Origin of the sequence: Candidatus Caccoplasma merdavium (assembly GCA_018715595.1) — a bacterium.
Lineage (GTDB): Bacteria > Bacteroidota > Bacteroidia > Bacteroidales > UBA11471 > Caccoplasma > Caccoplasma merdavium.
In genome coordinates, this window is the sequence record DVLI01000005.1 from 71,175 (window position 1) to 93,274 (window position 22,100).

Annotated in this window: 12 protein-coding genes; 6 read left to right on the plus strand and 6 right to left on the minus strand. The window is 54.0% G+C overall.

The features are described 5' to 3' along the window. Positions 1-94 precede the first annotated feature (94 nt). Positions 95-5,686, plus strand: coding sequence for a hypothetical protein (locus tag IAD09_01245; protein HIT80858.1), 5,592 nt, complete (start codon positions 95-97; stop codon positions 5,684-5,686). Positions 5,687-5,688: 2 nt separating this feature from the next. Here IAD09_01245 and IAD09_01250 read toward each other — a convergent pair whose 3' ends face one another. After that, the gene (locus IAD09_01250) at positions 5,689-6,369 is read right to left on the minus strand and encodes a queuosine precursor transporter (protein ID HIT80859.1); all 681 of its coding nucleotides are present in this window, start codon (positions 6,367-6,369) and stop codon (positions 5,689-5,691) included. Positions 6,370-6,593: 224 nt separating this feature from the next. On the opposite strand from IAD09_01250, the gene IAD09_01255 reads away from it, so the two are divergent. The 4 genes from IAD09_01255 (at position 6,594) to IAD09_01270 (ending at position 13,090) form a co-directional block, all read left to right on the plus strand. Beyond that, positions 6,594-8,015 carry a hypothetical protein gene (locus tag IAD09_01255; GenBank protein HIT80860.1) on the plus strand — a complete coding sequence of 474 codons (1,422 nt, stop codon included), beginning with the start codon at positions 6,594-6,596 and terminating at the stop codon, positions 8,013-8,015. Between the two features lie 287 nt (positions 8,016-8,302). Next, a complete protein-coding gene (gene pfkA / locus IAD09_01260) occupies positions 8,303-9,301 on the plus strand; it encodes a 6-phosphofructokinase (GenBank protein HIT80861.1) in 999 nt (332 codons plus the stop codon). Between the two features lie 54 nt (positions 9,302-9,355). Beyond that, positions 9,356-11,761: a bifunctional (p)ppGpp synthetase/guanosine-3',5'-bis(diphosphate) 3'-pyrophosphohydrolase gene (locus IAD09_01265; protein HIT80862.1), complete on the plus strand. Its 2,406-nt coding sequence runs from the start codon at positions 9,356-9,358 to the stop codon at positions 11,759-11,761. A 66-nt stretch (positions 11,762-11,827) separates the two neighbouring features. Next, positions 11,828-13,090: a hypothetical protein gene (locus IAD09_01270; GenBank protein HIT80863.1), complete on the plus strand. Its 1,263-nt coding sequence runs from the start codon at positions 11,828-11,830 to the stop codon at positions 13,088-13,090. Here IAD09_01270 and IAD09_01275 read toward each other — a convergent pair. Continuing rightward, on the minus strand, positions 13,065-14,459 hold the full coding sequence (locus tag IAD09_01275; GenBank protein ID HIT80864.1) for an MFS transporter: 1,395 nt from the start codon (positions 14,457-14,459) through the stop codon (positions 13,065-13,067). The two genes, IAD09_01270 and IAD09_01275, sit on opposite strands and share 26 nt — an antisense overlap. A 246-nt stretch (positions 14,460-14,705) precedes the next feature. Here IAD09_01275 and IAD09_01280 point away from each other — a divergent pair, with 246 nt between their 5' ends. Continuing rightward, entirely contained in the window at positions 14,706-16,763 is a 2,058-nt protein-coding gene (locus IAD09_01280) for an HDIG domain-containing protein (protein ID HIT80865.1), read from the plus strand. Between the two features lie 143 nt (positions 16,764-16,906). Here the strand turns inward: IAD09_01280 and IAD09_01285 are convergent, their stop codons facing one another. The 4 genes from IAD09_01285 to IAD09_01300 all read right to left on the minus strand — a co-directional run. Beyond that, positions 16,907-18,049 carry an alkaline phosphatase gene (locus IAD09_01285; GenBank protein ID HIT80866.1) on the minus strand — a complete coding sequence of 381 codons (1,143 nt, stop codon included), beginning with the start codon at positions 18,047-18,049 and terminating at the stop codon, positions 16,907-16,909. Between the two features lie 6 nt (positions 18,050-18,055). Beyond that, positions 18,056-18,970 (minus strand): ribonuclease Z, encoded by a 915-nt coding sequence (locus tag IAD09_01290; protein HIT80867.1) that lies wholly within the window; start codon positions 18,968-18,970, stop codon positions 18,056-18,058. A 197-nt stretch (positions 18,971-19,167) separates the two neighbouring features. Continuing rightward, positions 19,168-20,961, minus strand: a complete 1,794-nt coding sequence (gene rpsA / locus IAD09_01295) for a 30S ribosomal protein S1 (protein ID HIT80868.1) — start codon at positions 20,959-20,961, stop codon at positions 19,168-19,170. 184 nt (positions 20,962-21,145) lie between these two features. After that, on the minus strand, positions 21,146-22,100 hold a 955-nt coding region (locus IAD09_01300), incomplete at its 5' end, for a hypothetical protein (GenBank protein HIT80869.1).

Sequence of the window (22,100 nt, forward strand, 5' to 3'; positions counted from 1 at the left end):
CGGAGATTTGTGCCTTAACAATTGTTTATGGGGAAAGCAGCGATTCCGAGTACCGAATTTTATATATTTGGCAACTTATCTTTCTCGCATCACAATGAAACACATCTGTTATCTGGCTTTTCTTATTCTCGTGTCGGGGTTATGGCTGCCGGTCGACGGCCTCGCCGCAATCGGCAAAGAGTTGCCCGAAAATCCGACCGACAGCCTGCAACGCACCCAAACGCGTCTCGAAAAAGCGTTGTCCCGAAAAGATTATCGGGCAGCGACCGGATACCTCATCGACGGCTGTGAATACCAACTGCTACTGAGCGAAGACAGCCTGCCATCGCTGATAGGGCATATCAACCGTCAGGCGCGGAATTGCCCCGACACCGCGGCACAATCGCTCCTGTATGCCTACGAAGCCTCGCTGTTGCACCGCTATTACGAGAGCCATCGCCGAGAGATACAGCAAAGGGGAACTTTGACCGAACCGCCGGCCGACATGCGGGAGTGGGACACCGAAAGTTTTGCCGCCGCCATCATCGGACTATCCGAGCAATCGTTGCAAGCCGAGGAGCTCCTGCTGGCCACGCCGCTGGCACGCTTTCCGTTCCTGCCGCAGAACGACTCTATCGGCACGCCTCAGGTCTCGACCTTATATGATTTTTTGGCCGGGCAAGCCATCGACCTATACAAGACCCTGATAGTCCGTTATCCCACGCCACGGGTTGTCGAAGAGTGGCCGCTCCGCATCGACACCACCATGCTGTCGAGCCCGGAAGGGTCGCTGAGCCACAACCTGCGTCGCCGCATCATCGGCCTCTACGAGCGGCGCTATGCCTTGCACAGCGACACGCCGCAATCGCCACTTGCCTTCCTGGCACGGCTCGACCGGGAACGGTTCCTGCAAGAGCAGGCTCCCGACTCGACCTACGCCCGCCGGCTGCTTGCGCTCTACCGGGAATACGAGACACAACCTTACTCGACCGAAGCCCTGATAAGCGCGGGAGAGGCGATGACCGCCCAAGAGCCGTTGTTGGCGACCTGGCTCTCGGCCTGTGAGGAACAGATGCAACGATTTAGCGACTATTCGCGCATCAGCTGCCTGCGGAATCTTTATCTGAGTATCACCGCCCCGCTCTTTTACGCGACCGTTCCCGAGGTGGTCTACCCCGACAAAGTGACGGACTTCACCTTCACCTATTCCCGGGCCGACAGCATCACCCTGCACATCTTCCCGCGACAGGACTCCACACCCCTCTTGTCGCGCGACCTGACCGTGGCCGGCACCCGGATAGGGGAAACGCGGGAATGTGAAGAGAGGATTCCCGCTCTCGCCCCGGGCCGTTACCGCATCGCTTTCGATGTCAAAGGCACAGCGGCCACGACCACCGAAGCCCGCTTTTCGGTATCGCGGTTTTTTGCCTATACCCAGAACCGCACAGGCAACGGCTCGGCCAACATCGTCGTAACCGACGGTGCGTCGGGAGCCCCCCGAAGCAACTGCGAAGTGAGATTATACACGGCCTCTCCCCGTTATTCCGACCATTATGTCTACTTGAAAAGCCTCTTTACCGACCACAACGGCATCTTGACGCTCGACGACCGGGAGGTAGTGGCATTCAGGCCCGTGACCACCCAGGACACGCTCTACCCCATCACCCGCATTTCCGTAGGAGAACGCCTTCACGGCAACCCCTCGGGCAACGAAATATGCACGGCACTCTTTACCGACCGCTCCATCTACCGTCCCGGCGACACCTTGCATTTTGCGGGCATCGTCTTTTCCCGGGAGATAACCGGGAGCCGAGCCCTTGCCGGTGAGAGCCAGACGGTCGAGTTGTATGGTGTCAACGGCAAAATCGCCGAATGCCCGGTCGAAAGCGACGCTTACGGCTCGTTCGCGGGACAATTCGTCTTGCCGAAACAGATTTCGGGCTACTTGCGGCTGCAAGGGTACAACGGCACCCAGAGCGTGCAGGTGGCCGAATATAAAAAAGGGTCGTTCGACATTTCACTCGACACCCCCGCCACGACTTATTTCTCGGGTCACCCCATCAAGTTGTCGGGACGCATCACCGGTTATGCGGGAGAGGCCATCGCCCATGCTCCCGTCAGGTTCCAAATCAAAGAGTCGGTCTACTATCGCGGAAACAGAGCCGGACAGACCCTGTCGGGTATGGCGGTAGCTGACGCCGAAGGGAAATTTCATCTCACATTCGAGCCTCAACCCTCCGACCCTCGCGCTTCGTTCCGCATGTACCAAGCCGAATTTTCGGCCACCGCCGCCAACGGCGAGACACAGAGCGTGCAGCATTGGTTCGGCGTAACGGACAAGCCGCTGCAAATAGAGCTGGAACTACCTGAGCGGCACGACAAGCAGACGCCGCTCTCCCTCTCGGCCACGGTAACGGCCGCTCCCAACGCCGCACCCGTCACGCGTCGCACCTACGAAGTTTTCGCCTTAGAGCTGCCCCGGGACGGAGCGGACGACACACGGTTCCTCACCGAGAACCGTTATGACACGCTGCGTAACGGGCACCGCGTCGACGCCGGCGAGATAAAAGGCGACGGGACATGCCGGTTGAAAACCCGCAAATGGGCATCGGGCGTGTACCGCGTCGTCGTAAGCGCAGTCAACCAGGAAGGGAGCGCCGACAGTCTCAGCCGTCACGTCATCATCTATGGCGACAACGACAAGCGTCCGCCGCTGCCGACGGCCCTGTGGGTTCCCCGGCGGGAAATAACGGTGCACGAGGGCGAAAAGATGCGCATAGCATGCGGAAGCTGTTGCCCCGACGTGTCGCTCCTCTGCCAACTTTTTGAGCAGGGTGAGATGAAGTGCTGTTTCCGGACATCGGTCGACAACGAAAACATCGAACTCGATATTCCTCATGCAGTCTCGGCCGACTCACCCGCGACCCTCGTGCTATCGCTGGTCAAAGGGAACCGGCTCCATACCTCCGAGGTCATCGTGCGGAAAGCGAGCCACGACCACACCTTGAAAATCATACCCCGCACCTTCCGCGACCGACTCACCAGCGGGAGCCGGGAAGAGTGGACATTCCGAGTGAAAAACAGCCGGGGCAAAGCCGTGCAGGCCCGCCTCATCGCCACCCTGTATGACCAGGCGCTCGACGCCATCGCGCCCCATGCGTGGTATTTCAACCCCTTCATTACCCCGATACCCACACCCGTCTATACCCAATCGCCCGGCCACCTGTACCTCTCGGCACAGGTGACTCCGGACGAAGGGTGCCCTGCCCGCGAAGAGTGGCAAACGGGGTGGTTCCTTTCCTCCTCCGGCCTGATGTGGGGGAACGGCCTTGCCCGGCCGAACCTGCGAGCCGACGCCGCCCTCCTTACCGCCAACAAAAGCGAAAGCCGGTTGTCGACGACCGACGGAAGCGCCACAACCGAGCCGATTCTGCGTCGGGATTTCAGGGAGACCGCCTTTTTCTATCCACACCTCAAAAGCGACAGGAAAGGATTTGTCGACCTCTCCTTCACCCTCCCCGACAGCCACACATCGTGGAGGCTGATGCTGCTGGCCGCGACGGAAGATATGCACAACGGCTTCTACGCCGACACTGTCATTGCTTCAAAACCGCTCATGGTGTTTCCCAACCTGCCCCGATTCGCCCGCATCGGCGATCGGGTGTCGATAGCGACCCGCATCAGCAACACCTCGCGACAAGCCTACAAAGGACATTTGTCGATGGAGCTGTTCAACCCCGAGAACGATTCACTCCTGTACCGTAGCAAAACGCCGTTCGAAACCGCACCCGGAGAGACGCAAAGCCTCACAAGCACATTCGCGACCGGGGCATGGAGCGACATGCCGTGCGTGGGTGTGCGCATCGTCGCCACGGCCGACGACGGGACGTCGGACGGCGAACAACGCCTGCTGCCGCTGCTGCCCCGCAAGATATTCCTGACCGAAGCCGCCTCGCCCGAGAAACGCGGCGATGAGGGGTATGAAATCGAGATGCAAAGCCTCATCACCCCGCCCGAGGGGGAAAGCCTTTTCGACGTCACCCTGAGCTACGCGCCCTCGCCCTTGTGGTTTGTCGTGCAGGCGCTTCCGGGGCTGACCGACCTACCCGACGAGAACTCGACCCCCGACCTTCTCGCCGCCTTCTACGGCAACACGCTGGCCGCAGCCCTGGTAGAGAAGAATCCTTCTTTTGCATCGGCCATCGCTTCACAAAGCCAGTCGGCCGACACCCTCGCATCGCCCCTCTCGCAAAATGCCGACCTGAAAATGCTCCTGCTCGAAGAGACTCCCTGGCTGCTTGAAGCCCGCCATGAGAACGAGCGAATCGAGCAACTGTCAGCGCTGCTCGACCGGGAACGTTGCGCCGCGGCACAATACCGGGCATTGGAACAACTGCTCGCCTTGCAAAACGACGACGGTGGGTTCCCGTGGCGGAAAGGCATGGAAAGCCACATCGGGCAGACCCTCCCGGTCATGGAGAGTTATGTCCATCTCCATCGCCAAAACCTGCTCCGCGAGGACGAGTCACAGGTGCAACTCTACTCCCGGGCCATGAGCTACCTCAGCCGCAACCTGGCGGGCGATACCGCGCGGATAAGGCAACAAGAAAAGGTATCGACGCAACAGCTCCGTTACTTGGTCTTGCAAGCGGCATTTCCGCAATCCCTGACCGAAAATGAAGCGGCCGGATACGCCCTGCTGTATAAGAAAGCCACCGAAGAGTGGCGTCAAATGGACCTCATCGACAAGGCACTCACCGCACGGCTGCTCTACGACACCGGCCGGGAAGAGGAGGCCCGACGCATCGCCGCTTCGCTCATCGGCTATGCCACCACCCGCGACGAGTCGACCGCATGGGCCAATAACAAATCGGGCAACAGCACCATGGGCGACATCGAACGCCATACCCTGCTCATGCAGACGGTCGCACAGATTCTCCCCGGCGACGAGCATCTCACGGGTATGGCCACCTGGCTGTTGCAACAGAAAGAGACACGCGACTGGGGTTCGACCCCGGCGACTCTCGATGCCATCTCGGCCTTGGTCGCCCACTGCGGCCTCTCACTCGACGAGACGGGAGGAGCGGCCACCCTCATTTGGGGGAACGATACCCTACACACCGACCGCCACGCCTATGGATATGTGCAACTGAGCCACAGAGGTGAGACGTCGAGCCCGGAACTGGGTCGAGTTTTTTTCCCGGCCGACCGTGAAAGCGGCCACGCGACCAAGCCCTGGGCCGGACTATACCGGCAATATTTTGCCGACGCCGACAAGATTGTGAAACGGGGAAACGGCGTGTCGCTCGAAAAACGATTGTACCTCGTGCGGGGCGACTCGCTCGTTGAACTGTCGGAGGCCACGCCGCGAGTCGGTGACAAGATACAAACCCGGCTCGTCATCATCACCGACCGCGACCTCGACTTCGTTGTCGTCAAGGATCACCGGGCCGCCTGCCTCGAACCGGCCGACCAGACCACAGGCACGACCTTCCAAGGAGAGTTGCGCGCCCTGAGGGAGACCCGCGATGCCGCCACCCTCTTCTACCTCGAACACCTGCCCAAGGGACATCATATCCTCTCCTACGAGGCATACATCGACCGCACGGGACACTACCTCGACGGCAGCGCCGCCCTGCAATGCCTCTACGCACCGCAAGAGACCGCCCACAGCCGGGGAGGCCGCATCGACGTCGGCAACGACTGAGATTACAGATTCTTGATTTTGAAAATATTGTACGACACGCCGTTGTCATACACATCGGCTCCCGAATAGCGCTTTACCCAACGTACCACACGCACGGTCAGGGGAAGCGCTATTACTTCATAGGCCGACTTCAACAACGTCTGCGAAAGAATCATCACCCCAAGCGTTTCGACGGGGAGAATGCCGCCAAAAGCCAAGGGAAAAAACAACAGAGAGTCGGCCCCTTCGCCCAAGAGGGTGGAGACGATGGCCCGCAACGAGAAACGACGTCCGTGCGAAGCCAATTTCATGCGGCTCATCACATAAGCATTGATAAAAGAGCCCACCAAAAAAGCGATGAAACTTGCCAAGGCAATGCGAGGGGTGAGCCCGAAAAGCGAAGCGAAGGCGTCCTGCTGTGTCCACACCGGTGCCGCCGGAAGCCAAATGGCCAACTGAATAAACGCCACCGCAATGAAGTTGGCCGCAAACCCCGCCCAAATAAGCAGTCGGGTCTTACGGTAGCCCCACACCTCGGCTACACAATCGTTGATAATATAAGAGATGGGAAACACGATAAGGCCGGCCGTCATGGTGAGCGAACCCACCGAAACGATTTTCACCTCCAAAATATTGGCCATCGTGAGGCACACGCAAAACAGTATGCCCATCAAGGCAAACGCCAAATTCACAGTCTGTTTCATCGTTCTTGTTTTTTACGTGGTTGTCCTGGAATACACGACCGCCCGCAGGCGGTATCTGATAGAGGCGACAAAGGTAGGCTTTTCTGCCCTTTCTCACAACCGGGCGAGAAAATAAAGTCGATTTATCACCGTTTTGACGGCAAAATCACTACATTTGTCTTTACCCCGAGGCGGCACGCAAGAAGGCGACGTGCCGCCCACCGGAACCAAACCGAATATCTACCATGAAAAAACAGCTTCTTTCCGCAATTCTGCTGGGTGCGACCCTGTTTGGCGCCAAAGCCCAACTGTCGCCGCATGACCTCAACGCCCCGTTCGGTTGGGCAACCTGCACCTCCCTGACCACGGGCGACACCTACCCCGTGACAGGCGGGAACGACGGGTCGCTCACTACCCTGAAAAGCAACGGAGGTGACATGAAAGCCGCCCTCAATGACGCCATACAGCACTACGACATCGTTGTGCTCGACGGTTCGGACGGCGACTTCACGATTTCGAGTTCGCTCACCCTGAAAGAGCTTCGCGACAAGACCATCGTGGGCATCAACAACGCCCGTCTCCGCTCGCAATTCCATGTCACCGACGAGATAAAGGCCGCCCTCGACAGCGTCGGGGTGAAAAACATGAGCGGGAACGATGGCGGCGGCACCCTCGTCAACGGGGTGTCGGTAAAGGAAGAAGGAGAATATTACACCCGCAAGACGCTCATCGAACTCCTCGGCGACGAAAAGGAGAGTTATCGCAAATCGGGCATTTTCACCCTCAACCAGTGCGAGAACATCATCATTCGCAATCTCGCCTTTATCGGGCCGGGGTCGGTCGATGTGGGCGGATATGACTTGATTTCGGTCATTGGCAGCACCCACCTGTGGATAGACCACTGCGCGTTTACCGACGGCATGGACGGGAACATGGACATTACCCAAAAAGCCGATTTCGTCACCGTCTCGTGGTGCACATTCGCCTACACCGAGCAAAGCTACGCCCACGCATTCAGCAACCTGATTGCCGGTTCCGACGACCCGAGCCAAGGCGAGTTCAACCTGAACGTCACCTGGGCCAACTGCTGGTGGCAAGCCGGCTGCCAAAACCGCATGCCCATGGCCCGCTTCGGCGTGATACATCTCTTCAACAACTTCTATGACTGTCCCGGCGCATCGCGGTGCATCAATCCGCGCAAAGACAGCGACTTCCTCATCGAGAACAACTATTTCGCCCCGGGAGTGACCCGCATCTTCTCCCAGACCGACGCGGCGGCCTATGTGTGGCGAGGCAACCTTTTCAGCGAAGCCTTCACACCCCAAGATTACGGCACGGTACTTGTTCCCTACACCTACACGCTCTATGAAGCCTCCGAAGTGGAACCGGTCGTAAGCGACCCCCAAAACGGAGCCGGTGCCACCCTGAAAAATCCACTCGACATGACGCCCGGCACTTCGGCCATGGAAACGGCCGAGACAGCGGCGCCCTTGTGGCGGAGCGGCTCCTTCATCATTGCCCGCGACGCATCGGCGACCATCGACCTGTACTCGATGAGCGGTTCTTTGCTCGACAGCCAAAAGGGACGACTCGACACCGCACCCCTTCCGCCGGGGAATTACCTGACGCGCTGCCGGGGAGAGGTGATGCGCGTCATCTGCCGCTGAGCCGGCTCCCCAGGGACAAGGAAAAGGCAAGCGACAAAATCTGCCTCAGCAGACAAGACCGACAAGGCCGCCACGCAACAGGACAAACGCCACGGCAGAGATTCCACCCCGCGTTACGAGAGGCACGCCCGAGAGGCAAACAGTTTCTACAAGCGCACCCGAAAAAGGGGGAAAAACAAGAAAAATTTTCCACGAAACGGTTTTCGATAACAATTTATTTTCCTACATTTGCGATACCTGCAAATAGGTTTTGTAAGAAAGATTGTTTTATTAAGGTAAAAAACATCATGGACGAAACAGTAACAAAAAAAGAAAAATTCTGTATTGGAATCCTCACTTCGGGGGGTGACGCCCCAGGTATGAACGCAGCCGTCAGAGCGGTAACCCGTTCGGCCATATACAACGGATTCGGAGTAAAAGCCATATACCGAGGATATAAAGGGCTGTTGAGTGGCGAAATCGTCCCGTTCAAGACCCAAAACGTGAGCAACATCATACAACAGGGAGGCACCATTCTCAAAACAGCCCGCTGCAAAGAATTCGAGACGCCCGAAGGCCGTAAAATCGCCTACGAGACCCTGCAACGCGAAGAAATCGACGCGCTGGTGGTCATCGGCGGAGACGGCACACTCACGGGGGCCCGCATCTTTGCCAACGAGTACAACTTCCCCATCGTGGGATTGCCCGGCACCATCGACAACGACCTTTTCGGCACCGACACGACCATCGGCTACGACACGGCATTGAACACCATCATGGAAGCCGTCGACAAGATACGCGACACCGCCACTTCGCATGAGCGACTCTTCTTCATCGAAGTCATGGGGCGCGACGCCGGATTCCTCGCCCTCAACGGCGCCATCGCATCGGGAGCCGAGGCAGCCATCATTCCCGAAATCGCCACCGAGGTCGACCAACTGGGAGAACTCATCAAGAACGGATTCAGAAAATCGAAAAACAGCAGCATCGTGCTGGTTGCCGAAAGCCCCGTCACCGGAGGCGCCATGCACCTGGCCGAACGCGTAAAGAACGAATTTCCGCAATACGACGTGCGCGTATCGATACTGGGACACCTGCAACGAGGCGGCTCCCCCTCGGCACACGACCGCATCTTGGCCAGCCGCATGGGTGCGGCAGCCATCGACGCCCTCATCGAGGGACAGCGCAATGTCATGATTGGCATACAGAACGACGAAATCGTGTATGTACCGTTCTCGAAAGCCATCAAAAACGACAAGCCCATCAACCGGGAGTTGCTCAATACCCTGCGCATACTCTCGATTTAAGAGACCCTGCAACGCATCGATAAATATTCTACCTATTTCCTTATGAGCGAAATGATGGACAACAAACAGACTCCCGCTGAGGTCTCCTCGACAGACGCGGCCTCGACCGAAAAAGCAAACGCAATCGAGCCTCAACAAGCAGCAACGGAGCAACCCGGCGGAACGGTTCCCGCCGAGCCGTCGGTCGCCCCAAACGCACCGGCAGCAACGCCCCCGAGCGAGGAGGAGGAAGATGCCATGATAGAGCGGGAATTCCAGGCCCTGCTGGTCGAGTACCTCAACTCCAACCATAGGAAAAAAGTAGACATCATCGAACGAGCCTTCCGATTTGCCAAAGAAGCCCATCACGGGATTCGGCGGCGGTCGGGAGAGCCCTATATCATGCACCCCATTGCCGTGGCAAGAATCGTGTGCGAAGAGATGGGACTGGGCTCCACCTCCATCTGTTCGGCCCTTTTGCACGATGTGGTAGAAGATACCGAATACACGGTCGAAGACATCGAAAACCTCTTCGGCAAGAAAATTGCCATGATTGTCTCGGGACTGACAAAAATTTCGGGCGGAATCTTCGGTGACCAAGCCTCGGCCCAAGCCGAGAATTTCAGGAAATTGCTGCTCACCATGTCCGAGGACATTCGCGTCATCTTGGTAAAAATGGCCGACCGTCTGCACAACATGCGCACCCTGGGGTCGATGCTGCCCAGCAAACAATACAAAATCGCCGGCGAAACCCTCTACATCTACGCACCACTGGCTCACCGGTTGGGACTTTTTGCCATCAAGACCGAGCTCGAAGACCTCAGTTTCAAATACGAGCACCCCGAGGCATACGCCGAGATACAACACAACATCGCATCGAGCGAAGCACACCGCCAAAAGGTATTCCAGCATTTCGCCGCGCCCATTACCGAAAAGTTGCACGAGATGGGCGTGCAATTCGAGATGAAAGCCCGCGTAAAATCGATATACTCGATATGGAATAAAATGCAAAGCAAAAACATTCCATTCGAGGAGGTCTACGACCTCTACGCCGTGCGCATCATTTTCGACCCCAAGCAGGAGGAAAACGAGAAGACCGAATGCTTCAACATCTACTCGGTCATCACCGACATCTACAAGGTGCACCCCGAACGCACCCGCGACTGGGTGAGCCACCCCAAGGCCAACGGCTACCGGGCCCTGCATGTGACGGTCATGGGCCCCGACGGCAACTGGACCGAGGTGCAGATACGCAGCCGCAAGATGGACGAGATTGCCGAACGGGGATTTGCCGCCCACTGGAAATACAAGGTGGGAGGCGCCGACGAGGAGTCGGAACTCGACATCTGGCTGAAAACCATCAAGGAAATCCTCGAAAATCCCGAGCCCAACGCGCTCGACTTCCTCGACACCATCAAACTCAACCTCTTTGCCTCGGAAATTTTCGTCTTTACCCCCAAAGGCGAATTGAAGACCCTCCCCAAAGACGCCACGGCACTCGACTTTGCCTTCTACCTGCACTCCGACCTCGGCTACCATTGCATCGCCGCCAAGGTCAATCACAAACTGGTACCCCTGAGCCAGAAACTGCAAAGTGGAGACCAAGTGGAGGTGCTTACCTCCAAATCGCAAACCCCCAAGGAGGAGTGGATCAACTTCGTCAATACGGCCAAGGCCAAGACCCAATTACAAGCCGCCCTGCGCAAGGAACGGAAAATCATTGCCGCCAAGGGCGAGGAAATCTACAACCGGTTTATTTCGGACAATCACCTCATCACCAACGACCTGAGCGTTCTCGACCGCATTCTCAACCACTTCGACATCGACAAAAAGGAAGAAATGTTCTATCAGTTGGGCAAAAACGAAATCACACTCGATGACGATGTAAAGAAACTCTTCAAGGGAAACAACAAAAACGTGTTCATGCGTTATTTGCGGAATCCTTTCAGCAACAACAAGAACGCCAACAAACTTCCCGAGAAGAAAAAACAAGACAACAAGACAATCGTCGTTCCCGAAAAAATCGACCGCAAAGCCACCTATATCCTCCAAAGCAGCGAAACCGAACGCAACTACATCATTGCCGCCTGCTGCAAACCGATACCCGGCGACGACGTTCTCGGGTATGTAAATGAAAAGGGCGAGGTCATCGTGCACAAGCAATCCTGTCCGATAGCCATGAAACTGAAAAGCAGTTTCGGCTCACGCCTCATCTCGGTCAAATGGGACAAACACCTGAGCGAATCGTTCCTCGTCGAAATCGAAATCAACGGCATCGACAGCCTCGGCGTACTCAACCGCATCACCCACATCATCTCCGACGACATGGCCGTGAATATCCGCAACCTCACCATTACCACCAACGAGGGCCTGTTCCACGGCGAAGTAGGCGTGATGGTGCACGATGCCCGCGACATCGAGAAGCTATGCAACCGGTTGAAGAAAATCGAAGACGTGCAATCGGCCGCCCGCAAGAACTGAAAAATATTCTTATAAACCTCAAAGGGAAATAAAGCATTCTTCATGCTCTCAATTTAATTTTATCCCATGACCGATCGTTTACAAAAACATATCCATTTACCTTTGGTAACAGCCATTATTGTCAGATTATGGATAATTTTCCAAATTTTTTACATATGCATATATTGGGGTGCTCCTCAATATAGCGATGCCTATAATTATCAAAAATGGGCTTTGGATTGCTATAATAGTGGAAACTGGTATCCTAAGACTGAACAATTTTATTCCGAACCATATATCTGTTATGCTGGATACATTAACTTTCTCATCGCCTGCTTGCACATATTTGGATCTTTTACGTTTGTCCCGATTATCAATTTATTTCTAAACATATTGCAACTCTTTGCTCTATATCAAATTTGTAAAAAAATTTGTAACCAAACAGTAGCATACTACTTTACTATTTTTTATTGTATATTACTGAGTAACATTTCAATCGTTGCGGTAACAACAAGTGATCTATTTTTTATGACATTTATGATGTGCTCCATCACTCTAATAAAAAAAAATCATCTTTTACTCATCTTGTCGGGTATGCTTATAACATATGCCAACTATGTAAGGCCATTTGCTGTATTATACCTCCTACCAATATTTTTTTATGTTCTGTACCATAAATTCAACTGGAAATATTATGTCAGCTATTTCAGCGGTATTATATTAATGACTCTGTTGTTACTAACTTTCAGCTACACAATAAACGGAACGACTCATATATCATCAACCACAGGAGGTATAAACCTGATTATTGGAGCCAATGACGACCTAAATGGCTCATACACCGATAAAGTCTTGCAAGAAGGGAATATTGGATACATCGAAAACTCTACGACATATGATGTTTTCCAGAAAGATTCTATTTGGAAATCAAGAAGCATAGAGTGGATTAAAGAAAATCCAAGGAAATATATCTTATATGCTCCCGTAAAAATGGCCCGCCTATGGTGGGCCGATAGCTATTCGCACTTACTACTATCTAACGAAAAGCACAATAATAGCGGAACGGCTCACATTATTTCTGTTTTAGTAAACTCCACCAGTTATTATCTCATTCTCATATTTTTCTGCATTGGTATTTTCAAATTAGGCAGAAAAATTTGGGGGTATTGGGGGATTTTTCTGATACCTCTTTTAGGAGGTTGTATTTTACACATGATTATGTATGGAGGCATGCGTTACCATTACCCGTTCATGCCTATAATTATATTTTATGCCGCCTTAGGGCTTTGCCTACTTCAAAAGAAAGAAATATGCAATTACGAAACTAAGCCTTTATCACAGGAAGTTTGAGGCGCGACACCGAAGAGATGGCACCGCACAACGTGAGCACACCGGCCAAGAGCATGGCATCGTGGGGAGCCGTGTCGCCGAAGATGTGGAACAAGAGCGCCACCAATGCCGCGCCGGTCGTCTGGCCGAGCAGACGGGCCGTCGCCAGCATGCCGCTGGCACTTCCCGTGCGGTAGGTCGGTGCAGAGCTGAGCAACATGTGATTGTTGGGCGACTGGAAGAAACCGAAACCCATACCGCAAAGCATCAACCGCCACGCCAGCCCGAAATGGGTCGTATCGACCGGGACAAAAGCCAACGAAAAACAACCGATGCTCATCACCGTGAGCCCCACGCCGCCCAATATGCCGGGGTGCACCCGCCCCACCAGCCAACCGGCCAACGGTGCGACAAACACAATCACAAAGGGCCAGGAAGTCATGAGCAAACCGGTGCCTACGGCTTCGTAGTGGAACGTATCGACCAACATAAAAGGCATGGCAATCATGGCCAACATCTGCGAGGTAAACGACAATATGCTGGTTATGACCGAGAGAGAAAAGGCGGGAATCTTCAATAGGTCAAAGGGTAGCATCGGATAGCTGTCGTGCAGTTGCATGCGCACATACACAATGCCGACAAAAAGCAAAAGCAATCCTCCCGACAGAATCGCAGAGAGAGGCGCATCGTGCGAATAAGCCTCGATGCAGCCGATAAGCAAGCCAAAGGTCAAGGCATTGAAAAGAGCCTCTTTCCACTTGAAGCGGCGGCCTACCACCCGCGCAGGGTTTCCCGGCAGGTATTTCCGTCCCAAATAAAAGGTCACCAACCCCACCGGCACATTGATGGCGAAGAGCCACGGCCATGAGGCCACCGAAAGAATCGCGGCAGCCAAGGTGGGCCCCGCCACCGAAGCAATAGCCACGACCGTGGCGTTGAGCCCCACCCCTTTTCCCAAATGGCGCTTGGGATATATGATACGCACCAGTGAGGTATTCACGCTCATAATCATGGCGGCGCCGACACCCTGGAAGAGGCGAGCCACCACCAGCAGCGGCAAGGTGGGGGTAAGGGCACAGAACAACGAACCGGCCGTGAAAACTGCCACGCCCCACAGATAAATGCACTTATAGCCAAAGAGCTCTCCCAGCGAAGAGAAGGGCAAAAGCGTCATCATAATGACCAGCTGGAAGGCATTGATAATCCAAATGGAATCGGACGAGGAGACCTGCAAATCGTCGGAAATACTGGGCAACGCCACATTGCAGATGGTCCCGTCGATAACCGCCAGGAAAAGGCCGGCAAAAGTGGCAATCATGGCATAATAGATGCGTGGGCGATGCAATCCGTCCCAATTCAAATCACCGACAATTTCTCCTTTGGTTTCCATAGATTCCGAAAATTCAGCTGCAAAAGTAGCCATAATTCCGCAGCCCGATAAGAGATTTCATCATTTTTACACAAAAGACAGCGATTCCTTTTCGATTTCTGTAAACGCACAGGAAAAAAACAGAAGTACCGAAAGCCTCCGCACTCCTTTTGCGATATGAAATATTTTCTATAAATTGCAACCGTTTTGGCTCCTGCGGCCCCGACCGCAAGGCCATTCAAAAAAAGGTGTAATTCGGTCATCACAATGAAAAAAGCTTTACGACACATTTTCATGAGCCGTGTCGGGTTGCTGCAAGCAGCCTATTTTGTCGGCACCATCGCACTCATTCTCTATTTCTTTCCCAGAGAAGAGAAATCGGAGTATGTTTTTCAGGAAGGGAAGCCTTGGAAATACGGGCTGTTGACAGCCTCTTTCGACTTTCCCATTTACAAAAGCAAAGAACAACTGAAACACGAACAGGACAGCATCATCAAGACCCTGCGTCCGTTCTTCACCGAAGAACCCCGTGTGGGAACCGAACAGATAAACAACTTCAAGCGCGAACACCAGGACATGCTCCAAAACGCCGAATCGGCCAACGCCTATCGCTATGTACTGGGAGCATTGGCGGAAGTGTATAAAAAAGGCATTATCGACACCGACACCTACAACACGCTGATAAACAACGAAACGCCAGGCATACGCATCGTCAGCCGCAACACCGTGAAAGGGGAGAGTGAGGTGTCGCAACTGCTCTCGTTGCGGTCGGCCTACGAATATATCATGGCCCATGCGACCGCCCAACAGCAAAACATACTGAACTCGTGCAACCTGAACAATTACCTCACCGAAAATCTCACCTACGACAGCCTCAAATCGCAAAATGCACGATTTGAACTGCTGCAACGCATTCCCTCCTCGATAGGCATGGTACAAAAAGGGGAGAAAATCATCAACCGCGGCGACATCGTCACCCCCCATACCTACCTTATCCTCAAATCGTTCGAGACAATGAACCAGCGCAACAACACGCGCACCCAACAACAAGACATGATCATCATGCTGGGACAGGGCATTGTCATCATCTGCCTGCTGATATTCCTCTACCGTTATCTGGCCATATTCTACCCGCGCACCTTCAATGACCCGAAGAAACTCGCCTTTGTCATGATCATGATTACCGGAACGACGGTCATCTGCTACCTCTTGTGCGGCATGTTCACGACGTCGGGCATGTATTTGGTGCCGTTTGCCATACTCCCCATCACCATCGTCGTCTTCCTGAAAAAATCGATTGCGCTGATTTCGAGTCTCATCTCGATTCTGCTGTGCGCCTTTGCCGTCCCCTACCCGCTCGAATTCATTTTCCTGCAAATGGCCGTGACGGTGACAGCCATCAACAACATGAAGGAGTTGGTGAGACGTTCCCAACTGTTGCGTTGTGTCATTCTCATATTCCTCACCTACTGCTTCACCTACACGGGCTATACCCTGATTTTTGAAGAGTGGACCAAACTCGACCCCCAGCTGTTCTTCTATTTGGGTATCAACTGCGGATTGTTGTTCTTTACCTATCTGCTCATCTATCTGCTCGAAAAGGTCTTCGGTTTTGTCTCGACCGTAACGCTGGTCGAGCTTTCCGACATCAACCTGCCGATATTCCGGCAACTCTCCGAGACCTGTCCCGGTACCTTCCAGCACTCGATGCAGGTGTCGAACCTCGCCACCGAAGCGGCCGACTGCATCGGGGCACAAGCCCAACTCGTACGCACCGGAGCACTTTATCACGACATCGGGAAAATGGCCAATCCGGCCTTCTTCACCGAAAACCAAAACGGCGTGAATCCGCACAACAGCCTGCCCTATGAAGAGAGTGCGCAGATTGTCATCAACCATGTGAAAGACGGCGTGAAAATTGCCGAAAAGCTGAACCTGCCTCAAACCATCACCGACTTCATCAAGACCCACCACGGCCGCAGCAAAGCCAAATATTTCTACAACTCCTATGTGAACGAACACCCCGACGAGGAGGTAAATGAAGAACTATTTACCTATCCCGGGCCCAACCCCTTCACCAAAGAACAGGCCATACTGATGATGGCCGATGCCGTGGAAGCCGCTTCGCGCAGTTTAAAGGAATACAATGAAGAAAATATTTCAAAACTGGTCAATGCCATTATCGACAGTCAAATCTCCGATGGCCTGCTCAACAACAGCCCCATCAGCTTCCGCGACATCTGCGACATAAAGAAGGCTTTCATCGAGAAACTCAAAACGATGTATCACACCCGCATCAGCTACCCCGAACTGCACAAAAAATAACCGATCTCCCCTCCCGGTGACATCACGGGGGGGGAAGGTGAATAGAAAAATTGTCGGGGCAAAGCGACTATGTGCGCTTTGGCCCGACTTGATTGTTGACACTTCCTCGCAAAACGAAGCAGGCGCCTACGCCACGAGGTGTCTTATAATTTGACTTTCAGAGCCGAAAGGATACGGGCAAAAATCTCGGTATTATCTATCACCCCACAGAAATCTTGGGCATGGGGGCCGTAGGCATAAACAGGCACCAAGACAGGCGAATGACCGCCGGTTGCAAAATGTCCCGATACTTCCCTGCGTGAAATATCGCCATCGCCCAAAGCCAGTCCGCCGGTCTCATGGTCGGCCAAGACAATGACCAACGTCTCCCCATTGCTGTCGGCAAAACGCAAGGCTTCGGCCACGGCCTTGTCGAAGTCGAGGGTTTCACGCACCACTCCCTCGATATTGCCATTATGGGCAGCATGGTCTATCTCCGCCCCTTCGACCAGGAGGAAAAAGCCTTTCTTTGATTTCTGAGAGAGGAACGAAAGAGCATACCGGGTAACGGTTCTCAAATAGGCGGTGTCCCGTCCGTCTTTGATTTGTGCGGCATCACGGTCGCAAGCTATGAGCGCGACTTTTTCGGGAGCCGGGGCGGGCAACTCCTCGAAGTCGTGCAACACGGTAAAGCCCTGCGCCCGCAACGAATCGAGACGTTCGGTCCCGGTCGACTCAAAAAGGGAGACGCTGCTACCGGCCACGAAAAGAGCCTGAGTGCGCAACAGGTCGGAGAGGATTTCCCGGGTCATGCTACGCTGGGGTTGGTGGGTATAGAACGCCGAGGGAGTGGCTCCCGAGATTTTGTCGGTGGTAACAATTCCGGTGGCATAGCCTTTGCCCGAAAGTATCTCGGTCATATTCGGCAACCGGCAACCGGCCGTATCGACACCCAAACTGCCATTGCGGGTCTTGCGGCCGGTGGCATAGGCCGTCCCGGCTGCCGCCGAATCGGTAATGTACCGATTGGCCGACTGGCTCTTGACCAAGCCGATGTGTCGCATGCGCGCTATCGTAAGGTCGCCTTCATTGGCATGGAGGGCGGCCGTCATGTGCGCCAAGCCCATGCCATCGCCGACCATAAGGATAACATTTTTTACTTTACGGGCTGAACCGTCGTTGCGGTAGGTCGGGACATAAACTTCCTGCCGGGCAGGAGAAGCATAACTGTCGAACTGAGCCCATACCGGGGTCGTAGAGAATGCTGCCACGACCAACAGGCTGACAAAAATAATCTGCTTTTTCATATCAAGTCAAAATGAATATTTCAATCCTTCACATGCAAGTATTGTCTCGGGGAATTCTTCCCGGGCCTCTGCCAACAAGGTTTCCTCGTCGTTGTAACGAGCCGAGAAGTGGCCTATCATCAACTTCTTCACCTGTGCGTTCCGTGCCAATGTGGCGGCTTGTCGGGCCGTGGAGTGAAACGTGCGGCGGGCCATGGCCACGGCTTCGTCGCCGAAGGTAGCTTCGTGGTAAAGCAGGTCGACCCCTTCGACAAGGGGTATGAGCTTCTCGTTGTAGGCGGTATCGGAACAGTAGGCATAACGCACCGGCGGCGCAGCCGGACGCGTCAGGCGGTCGTTGGGGACAACCGTCCCGTCGGGTAACACGAAATCGGCTCCGGCCTTGATTTCGGCCCGGCGATAATGGGGTATCTTATAATATTCGGCAACATCGCCCAAGAGATGTCGCGGAGCCTCCTTTTCCTCGAAAAGGAAGCCGGCTGCGGGAATGCGGTGTTTCAAAGGGAGGGTCTTGACCGTGAGGGTGTCGTCTTCATAGACCACCTCCGACGCAAAAGGCGAAAAAGGCTCGATGCGCACCTCAAAGGGCAAGTCCTGGCAAAAGGTCTCGAACAAGGGAGGAAAGATGCGCAAAGCGTCGGGTACCGTGTGTATGACCACCTCACCGCCCCGGTCGAGAAGCCCCAGCGTCGAGATGAGACCGACCAAACCCAGGCAGTGGTCGCCGTGGAGATGCGAGATAAAGATGTGCTGCAACCGCATGAGCTTCAACCCCTGCCGGCGGTAGTGCTGCTGCGTGCCCTCCCCGCAATCGACAAGGAACACGCGGTCGCGGTGGGTCAACGCCTGGGCACTGGGATTATGGCGAAGGGTGGGGAATGCCGAGCCGCACCCCAATATCGACAATTCAAATCGGGTCATTGCACGTCGTGTCGTTTCGTTTGGCGGTACAAAAATAGCGATTCAACAGCGGTATCGCAAATTTTACCGATTTCGATTCGATGACATTTTCGGCCGTGAGGCCGGCATTGGCAACCGCTATCGTCATAGGCCAAGCGACACAAAAAAAGCGCCGCACTCATCGTGCGGCGCTTTCGGGACTTATAATACAGGGTGTATTATTTGTTGTCTTTGGAGAGTTTCTCTTTCAAAGCGGCCAACTCTTCGATGTCTCCGAGAGTGGTTTTTTCTACGGGAGTCGAAAGGGTTGCAGATTCTTCGGCTTTGGCAGCTTTCTTGGCGGCCTTCTTGGCCGAAGCCTCTTTTTGAGCCTCAGCTTTGGCTGCATCTTCGAAAATGCGGCTGTGCGAAAGAATGATGCGTTTGGCATCTTTGTTGAACTCGATAACTTTGAAGTTGAGTTTCTCATCGACTTGTGCCTGGGTTCCGTCTTCCTTAACGAGGTGTTTGGGAGTGGCAAAACCTTCTACACCGTAAGGCAAAGCGATAACGGCACCTTTTTCGAGCATCTCGACAATCGTACCTTCGTGTATCGAACCTACCGTGAATACGGTCTCGAATACGTCCCAGGGATTTTCTTCGAGCTGTTTGTGACCGAGGCTCAGGCGACGGTTTTCCTTGTCGATTTCGAGTACTTGCACTTCGATGTCGGCACCGATTTGCGTGAACTCAGAGGGGTGTTTGATTTTCTTCGTCCAAGAGAGGTCGGAGATGTGGATAAGACCTTCTACGCCTTCTTCGATTTCTACAAATACACCGAAGTTGGTGAAGTTACGCACTTTGGCGTGGTGACGCGAACCTACGGCATATTTGGTCTCGATATTTTCCCAAGGATCGGGTTTGAGCTGTTTGATACCCAACGACATTTTGCGTTCTTCGCGGTCGAGGGTGAGGATAACGGCTTCTACTTCGTCGCCCACCTTCATGAAGTCTTGTGCGCTGCGCAGGTGTTGCGACCACGACATTTCCGAAACGTGGATAAGACCTTCTACGCCCGGAGCGATTTCGATGAATGCACCGTAATCGGCCATGACAGCCACTTTGCCTTTGACTTTGTCGCCCACTTTGAGGTTGGGATCGAGTGCGTCCCAAGGGTGCGGGGTGAGTTGTTTCAGACCGAGAGCGATGCGTTTCTTCTCGTCGTCGAAGTCGAGAATAACGACATTGAGTTTCTGGTCGAGCGAAACGACCTCTTCGGGGTGGCTTACGCGGCCCCACGACAGGTCGGTGATGTGGATAAGACCATCGACACCGCCAAGGTCGATGAATACGCCGTAAGAGGTGATATTCTTGACCGTACCTTCGAGTACCTGACCTTTTTCGAGTTTGGCGATGATTTCTTTCTTCTGTTGTTCGAGCTCGGCTTCGATGAGAGCTTTGTGCGAAACAACAACGTTTTTGAATTCCTGGTTGATTTTAACCACTTTGAATTCCATGGTTTTGCCAACGAATACATCGTAATCGCGAATGGGTTTAACGTCGATTTGCGAACCGGGCAAGAAGGCTTCGATGCCAAATACATCGACAATCATACCACCCTTGGTGCGGCACTTGATGTAACCCTTGATGACTTCGTCGTTTTCAAGAGCAGCGTTCACACGATCCCACGAACGGGTAGCGCGGGCTTTTTTGTGAGAAAGTACGAGCTGTCCTTTTTTATCTTCCTGGTTTTCGATGTAGACTTCGACCGTGTCACCCACTTTGAGATCGGGATTGTAACGGAATTCGTTCATCGAAATAACGCCGTCGGATTTGTAACCGATGTTTACAACAACTTCGCGTTTGTTGATAGAGATAACGGTTCCTTCGATTACCTCTTTGTCTTTTACAGTGTTGAGCGATTGGTCATAAGTGGCCACCAGCTCTTCGCGGCTCTTCTCGCCGACAACTTCGCCTTTTTCATAGGCGTCCCAGTCGAAATTTTCAACGGGAGTGATTTGTTTTTCTTCCATAATTGTTAAATAATTGATTTTCTTACTACTAAATTAGACATTATATGGTCTCAAAAATCGGGGCAAAGATAAGTCTTTTTTTTTACCCGGCAAACCTATTATCAAGATTTTCGCTTCCTTACAAAAAAATCCGGGGCAGGCCCTCTTGGTCTGCCCCGGAACAGGGTACGGGATTGGTTCGCCGTTATTTCTTGATGAATCGGTAGCGCGACACGCTCCTGTCGTCGGACTCAACCACGACGATGTACTGTCCGGCAGGAAGTTCGTCGAGCGAGACAATCGACCGCGGTGCAATGACACGTTTCACTTCGGCACCGCTCAGGTCTGAAATCAAGAGTCGGCCTACACCAGCAGAGACATGGAGGTTGCCTTGTGCATAATAAACCAAGGTTCCATCGGTTGCCACCCAAGGCATATCGGAGAGGGCCGTGACAGTCAGGGTTCCCGATTGATAGACGAAGTCGTAGTGCTCCGAGACTCCACCCGAAACCGTGATGTCATATTCTCCGGCCGAAGAGGCATCGAGCGCCTCGCAGGTAATTTGCGGCACGACGTCGAGCGAGGTTTGGTCTTCGCCCATGGCAAAGCCCTTGTATTGAATTGTCAGCTCGGGCAACATGTCGCCTTCGCAACAGCTCTTGTTCTCGGCAATCACCGTAAGGGTGGCCTTCGACACGACAATCGGCACGGAGACTTCGGCCGAAGAGAAGGTCGATGTAGCAGCTTGCCGCACGATGAGCGAGGTTTCGCCCACGCCGTGAATATAGATGCGGCCGTTGGCAATAAGAGCCACGTTGGCATCGGCAACCTCATAAGTAATCTCACCCCGGTTGTTGTTGCTCGTCACTACGGGCAGGGCAAACGGCAGGTCGTTATACGCCTTCGGTGCGATCTCGGCCACCGTGAGTACCGTCTCGGTGAAATTACCGATGGTGAGGGTTCCCGAATAACAGGTCAAATCATAGTTCTCGGCCTCGCCGCCCGTGAGGGTAATGAGGTAGGTGCCGGCTTGTGTGGTCTCCGATACCTCGCAGGCGATCTCGGGCAACTGGGTGAAGACACTCTCATCGTCGCCGTTGACAAAGCCCACACAGGTATAGGTGAGCTCGGGCATCTCGTCGCCCTGGCGGCACTCCTGG